Annotated in this window: 5 protein-coding genes; 1 reads left to right on the forward strand and 4 read right to left on the reverse strand. The window is 41.9% G+C overall.

What is annotated here, in order from left to right:
- Window positions 1-106: 106 nt before the first annotated feature.
- The 4 genes from QNI15_RS37765 to QNI15_RS37780 all read right to left on the reverse strand — a co-directional run bounded on the left by QNI15_RS37765 (window position 107) and on the right by QNI15_RS37780 (window position 3,846).
- A complete protein-coding gene (locus tag QNI15_RS37765) occupies window positions 107-1,252 on the reverse strand; it encodes a TlpA disulfide reductase family protein (RefSeq protein ID WP_314037258.1) in 1,146 nt (381 codons plus the stop codon).
- A gap of 909 nt (window positions 1,253-2,161) precedes the next feature.
- Window positions 2,162-2,563: a VOC family protein gene (locus QNI15_RS37770; RefSeq protein WP_314037260.1), complete on the reverse strand. Its 402-nt coding sequence runs from the start codon at window positions 2,561-2,563 to the stop codon at window positions 2,162-2,164.
- 153 nt (window positions 2,564-2,716) lie between these two features.
- A complete protein-coding gene (locus QNI15_RS37775; RefSeq protein WP_314037262.1) occupies window positions 2,717-3,481 on the reverse strand; it encodes an AraC family transcriptional regulator in 765 nt (254 codons plus the stop codon).
- Window positions 3,482-3,579: 98 nt separating this feature from the next.
- Complete coding sequence (locus QNI15_RS37780; RefSeq protein WP_314037264.1) at window positions 3,580-3,846, reverse strand: hypothetical protein; 267 nt, start codon at window positions 3,844-3,846, stop codon at window positions 3,580-3,582.
- Window positions 3,847-3,999: 153 nt separating this feature from the next.
- On the opposite strand from QNI15_RS37780, the gene QNI15_RS37785 reads away from it, so the two are divergent.
- Window positions 4,000-6,222 (forward strand): ABC transporter permease, encoded by a 2,223-nt coding sequence (locus tag QNI15_RS37785; protein WP_314037266.1) that lies wholly within the window; start codon window positions 4,000-4,002, stop codon window positions 6,220-6,222.
- Window positions 6,223-6,297: the final 75 nt, after the last annotated feature.

The following is a 6,297-nucleotide window of genomic DNA, read 5'->3' on the forward strand; positions in this document are numbered from 1 at the left end:
AACCAATAACCAATATACCAATACGCTGTCAGAGTAGAGGGATCTGTAAGGGGAGAATAAGCAGGGATAAGTAACTAGCTTAGCTAACAAGTAGGTTACTGAGTTTTTATTTTAGTATACCTTTAAGCGTTTCCTCAATGGCATCTGTTCGTAGGTTGAGCGCAATAATTTTGCCTGCCGGATCAAGCAGAAGGTTAAAGGGAATGCTATCTACTGAGTATTGAACAGCTACTGCATTTTTCCAGAAATTAAGATCACTTACATGTGTCCAGGTAAGTTTATCTGCTGTAATAGCTTTTTGCCAGTTTGTAGCGTTTTTGTCCAGGGAAATTGACAAAATAGTGAAATTTTTATTCTTGAATTGCTGATAGGCTTTTACCAGATAGGGACTTTCCTGTCGACAGGGAGAGCACCAGCTGGCCCAAAAATCAACCAGCACATATTTGCCTTTAAAATCTGACAAATGTACTTGCAGGCCTGCTGTATCCTGTTGTACAAAGTCAGGGGCTATCTGGCCAACTACCAGTTGTTTGGCAATTGCTAGTTTTTTTTTGAAAAATTTGACTTGTTCATAATGAGCTACATGTGAAGATTCGTATAGGCGAATTAGTGAGTCTGCTCTCTGTAATTCTTGGGAAGTTCGTCCATCAATAAGTGCTCCCAGTTGATTTATACTACTGGCTGCATACGGATATTTTTGAACAAGATTCCATATTAGTTTCTTCTCCTGTGCCAGTAATGTTTGTTCGTACTGATTCGCTTGTTTGATTGCCAGTGAGTCCTGACGGCGAATAGCGTCTTCCCGCTGTTTTTCCATGCTGGCATAATCTACCGAATCAATGACTTTATCATACATCCGGCGAATGTCTTCTTCTCTGGAGCCATGTATACTAGCTTCCCATAGTGTTTTGGTATCTCCAGTGATGGTCATGGAGATGTTCTCTATATAAAAACCTATGGCAGAGGTATTTGCATTTGTCTGAAGCAGAAAGTAAGTAGGTTCATGAACACTTCCCCGAAAAACAAACCGCCCATTTTTATCTGCAACAGTAGGGTCTGTTCGATTCTCATTTTTAAAAAAGGAATGTTCACGGAGATATATTTTCCGGTTACTGGCATTTTTTAACATTCCGGAAAGTGTGTAGGAGGGCTTGGAAGGTTTTCTGGACTGAGCTTGTACTGGCAGATAGACAAGAATAAATAACGCCCATAGGAAAGGCTTACAGTAAGGTGTTTTACAGTATAGTAGCATCTTTGAGTATAAGAGGTTGTGGGTCTGTAGGAGTAAAAGGCTTAATTTACTACTTTATGTGTGTTATTCGCATGCTAAACCCCTGAATATGTTTTACTAACTGCTTTATTCATGTTATTGAACCTTAATGATTAACAAGGAAAAGTTTTATCTCAAAGCACAATCTCTCTTTGTTCTCCTGAAAGCATTTCTCCTTTACTGTCCTTTCCCCTTTGCTGTTCTCCTGAAAGGAACACTCCTTACTGTCCTTTCCTCTCTTCGTGTCCTTCTGAAAGAATTTTCCCTTGCCTGTCCTTTCCCCTTTTTGTCCTTCTGAAAGAAACTTGTGACAAATAGAGCTATGTTTGGTTTCTGAAAGAAAAAAACACTCCAGATCTAGAGGCCGCCGGTCTTGCCACGAGATTCTTCCAGAAGGACAGGGGAAGGGGCTTTCAGGAAAATAAGAAGGTACGTTTATCTGAGAACAAAAGGGTAGTGTTTTCTGGAGAACAAAAAGAAGGAGTTACAAAGAGAGGTGCGATTACTTCAATCGTGGAAGGTGGTGTAGGTGCGTGAGGATAAAAATTCCGCGGGCCTAGCGTTGGCCCTGTGGGGCGAAGCTTTGGAGAAAAGTGCCCTTTTTTGCTCACGCATAATTCTGGCTCACCAAATTCTCATTTGATGCCCTGTTTTTTGGGCAAGCAAAAAATGAAGAGGTTAGTGGAAGAATAATGTAAGTGACTATAAGCCAACTCAACTAAAGAGATTGCTTAAAAATAAACCAGCGCCTATGCTTTTGAAAAGAGAATAGACGCTGGTTTTGTAAAACAAACTCACATGCAAAATTTGGGATAAATCATATATATGTCTACTTACTTTGACTAGTATATTTTGTTTCGCAAATTTGTGTAAAATGAAATTACGATAAACTTAGTCGTTGCTATGTTCGGACAGTGTGAGAATATACCCATTCGGATCTAGTATCGCAAACTCTGTAGTTCCATAGAAAGTCTGGTGTGGCTCCTGAATAATGTGGGCTGTTCCTTTTACTTTCTCGTACCAGGCTGACAGGTCGCTTACTGCCATATAAAGTGTGAGCCCACCACCTGGTTTCTGAGAAGCTAATTCCGGATACTCTTCTTTCAGGTTTTCTTCTTCCTGAAACATCAACGTTACTGGTCCTGACTGCAACAGTGCCCATTGTAGCTCACCTTCTATTTTGGCGTGAGGTACAGTAGTAAGCACCTGGAATCCAAGTGTATTTTGATAGAAGTCAACAGTTGCCTGAACATTTTTGACCATCAGGTTTGGTGATAATGACTTTACTTCCATGAAAACAAATAAGTAAGGTTGTATAATGCTATTCTGTAGTAATAGCCTCACTATATACATGTCTGTAAATGCACAGAGGCTAGTACCGATTCACAAAAGTAGGTATTCCTGATAGTCTGCTTTTGTAAAAAAGCGACATCCCGAAAAAAATGTTTAGTGAAGTAGATAGGCTGAAGGTTGCAGTCCGGAAAACTCCTGAAATTCTCTGGTCAGGTGAGCATGGTCGGTGTAGCCATTGGTAAATGCAATCCCCATCAGGCTATCACGGCTGGTATCTTTGAGTAAGGTTGTGATATAACGAAACCGTATAATGCGCGACAATAATTTGGGTGATACGCCTACATAGTGCTTAAAGTTCCTTTCCAGTTGACGTGAACCAATAGAGGTCTGTGCACTAAGTTGTTTGATGGATAACTGCCCACGTTCCTGGATAATCTGCCGGATAACTACACCCATAGGTACAGGGTAGGATACGTTACTTAGTTGTTGGATTAAATGCGTTTCCAGTTTTCCAATGCGTTCCTGCCAGGTTGATAGCTCTATAAGTTGTTCATAGATAGCAGATCCCAGCACTTTATTTACATTATCCACTTGTTCGGACAGATTTGTAAACAGATGCAGAGGCGTTTTCACAAATGGAAAGATACCGCCAGGACGAAAACGAACACCCAACTGATCTACACCCGGATTAGCCTGTACAATCGCAGGCTGTGTCATCATACCGATAAGTCTGGGGGCTACTGCAACAAAGGGTTCTGCTATCTTTTGGCTGAGGTTGGGAAATGTATAGATAATATCCATACAGCCATCTGGCAAGATCCGGTGAGAGATAGGCTGGCTGGCAGAGTGGCTTACCCAGAAACATTCAATCAGTGAACTGAGATGTTGATCAACAGGCTTGACTTCGAAATAAGGCATACACAGGATATCTGTCTGCAAGATACGTTTTTCGGGAGAATTTATAGGTAGTATGTGCTGGCTTATCTTTTCAGTTATCTTTTTCAGTTCTGAAGGTTTTAGGGAAATATTTCTTTTTTGTGCCTCTCACTTTTCCCTGCCTTCTTACCCTTTTTTGTCCTCTCACCTTTTTGTCCTTCTAAAAGGAACATTCTTCTTCTCTGTCCTCCTTTCAGGAGGACAGGGAGGATGTTTTTATTTCCGTCGTTGGTTTTATCACCAACGACCACTTTCTCAACGTTCAGGTTGGTTCTACTACCAAATTTAGGATAGGGTAGTACAGTAGGACAGGGTAGTACAGTATGTGGTGTTGTCCTATAGTTCAAAACCGTACAAGTACTGTCCGCAAACGGACAAATTATAGTATATATGGCTGTATGATAGCCTTTTAGATAGCTGAGAAGAGCTGTTTTTCGCTATGGCAAAATAGTTGCTTAGACTCTAATTCAAACCATTGAACCTTCATCTCAGATACCTATATGTTATACAACTACCTGAAAATCGCTTTTCGGAATCTTGTTCGAAACCGGGTATATTCACTCATTAACATAGGCGGACTAGCTATTGGCTTGGCTTGTTGTATCTGTATTGGCCTGTATATCTGGGATGAATATAGCTATGACCGTTTTCATACAGGTTACAAAGATATTTATCGGGTAGTAGAAAAACAGACTCAGGCAGGTGCTACCTATAAGGTAGCCGTGACACCCGGACCCCTGGCAACCGCTCTGCAGACAGATTTTGCAGAGGTAAAACAAACCTGCCGGATCGGAAGGATCTGGTATTCGGGTGTGTTACAAACCCCACAAACCAGTGTCGAGCCGGAAGACATCCTGGTTACGGACAATTCCTTTTTTCACCTGTTTGATTTTAAACTTCTCAGAGGAAATTCGGGTACAGTGCTTTCCAATCCCGATGACATTGTTATTACTCCCCGGATTGCGGCTCAGCTTTTTGGGTCTGACTGGCAACAGTCTGATAGTTTGATTGGTACTATGCTTACCTTTCCCAATGGTCGCACACTTACCGTAGCAGGAGTAGCTGCTCCTCCTCCAACCAATTCGCATATTCAGTTTGATGCTCTGTTGTCTGCTCAATTTGACAGGCTGGATACCAATTCCGGAAATTATACATGGGACAACAACGCGTATCATACCTATATTTTACTAAATTCTCAGGCCCGGACAGAGCCATTTGCTGCAAAACTCTATCACTATCTGGATAAGTTTACTTCCAATACCGATCCTACTACGCTTTCCCTGCAACCGCTATCAGACATCTACCTGCATTCAGACTTTGATTTTCAGAGCGACTGGAGCAAAACCAGTAACAGTATTTACATTCGAATCTTTCTCACTACAGGGTCAATCGTATTGCTGATTGCCTTGTTTAACTTTGTGAATCTCTCTACTGCACGGGCCATGAAACGGGCCAGAGAAGTAGGCGTTCGGAAAGCGATTGGAGCTGTGAAAAATCAGCTGGTCATTCAGTTTATGGGTGAGGCCATTGGAACAACCTTTATAGCCGTAGGTGTGGCATTGTTGCTGGTACAACTTTTCCTGCCAGCAGTAAATGATATTTCAGGCAAGCTACTTGAGGTTCCTTTTCAGGATACCCGTTTTTGTCTGGCACTCTTTGTATTTACCTTTCTGACAGGTGTATTAGCGGGCATTTATCCTGCACTTCACTTATCAGATTTTCAGCCAGTGGTAGTATTAAAATCCTTCTCTGCCACCCATTCCGGAAAGCTGCTGAGACAAAGCATTGTCGTAGCCCAGTTCTCGTTGTCGGTTGTATTGATGGTGAGCACAATTGTCATCTATAAACAACTCATGTTTATTCAGAACAAGAACCTGGGGTTTGATAAGTCACAACTTCTCTATGTAAGACTGAAAAATGAAATGAGAGCCAAAGGAGCATTGATCAAAGCCGAGCTTCAGAAACAAGCCAGCATTGCACAGGTGACTACTACTTCTGGCAACCTGGTAGATCTGAATACCTCTACGGATTCTTTCCAGTGGGAAGGCCAGCCAGCCGGAGATCGTCTTTTGATCACACATATGAACATAGATCCGGACTTTCTGGCTACTACAGGAATGACCTTATCAGCAGGGCGGAATTTTAGCACCTCCAGAGTGACGGATACGTCGTCTGCCTATATCATCAACGAAGTGGCTGCCAAGCGAATGGGCTGGACGCCTCAACAGTCGCTAGGTAAAAAACTTCAGTTTTGGAATCGGCAAGGACAGGTGATTGGGGTGGTAAAAGACTTTCATTTTCATCCGGTAACCACTTCTATCGAACCTTTTGTATTCCGGTACTGGCCTCAGCAGAATATTTCGGGCCTGTTTGTAAAAGTGCATCCTTATAAGATCCATGAAGCTATCCAGGCTATTGAAGAAGCCTATAAAGTACACAATTCACAAACAGCTCCTTACTACGAGTTTGTTGACCAGTCGCTAAACAGCCAGTACCGTACTGAACAAAACACTGCCCGGATTGTATTCTATTTCGCCGTATTAACTATACTGGTATCCTGTCTGGGATTATTCGGACTGGCAACCTATATGGCCGAACAACGCATTAAAGAAATTGGTATTCGTAAAGTGCTGGGTGCCAGTGTACCTGAGATCGTAAATCTCCTCTCCAAAGGTATGCGCCCGACGAACTACATATTGTTAGTGAGGATAATTCGTTTATAGTTTTGTGGAAATAGATCGGTTAGATTTTTATGGTTGGTACAAGAGATATTTTCCAGAGTATACTTCAACCATACA

The organism is Xanthocytophaga flava (genome assembly GCF_030068545.1).
Classification (GTDB): domain Bacteria; phylum Bacteroidota; class Bacteroidia; order Cytophagales; family 172606-1; genus Xanthocytophaga; species Xanthocytophaga flava.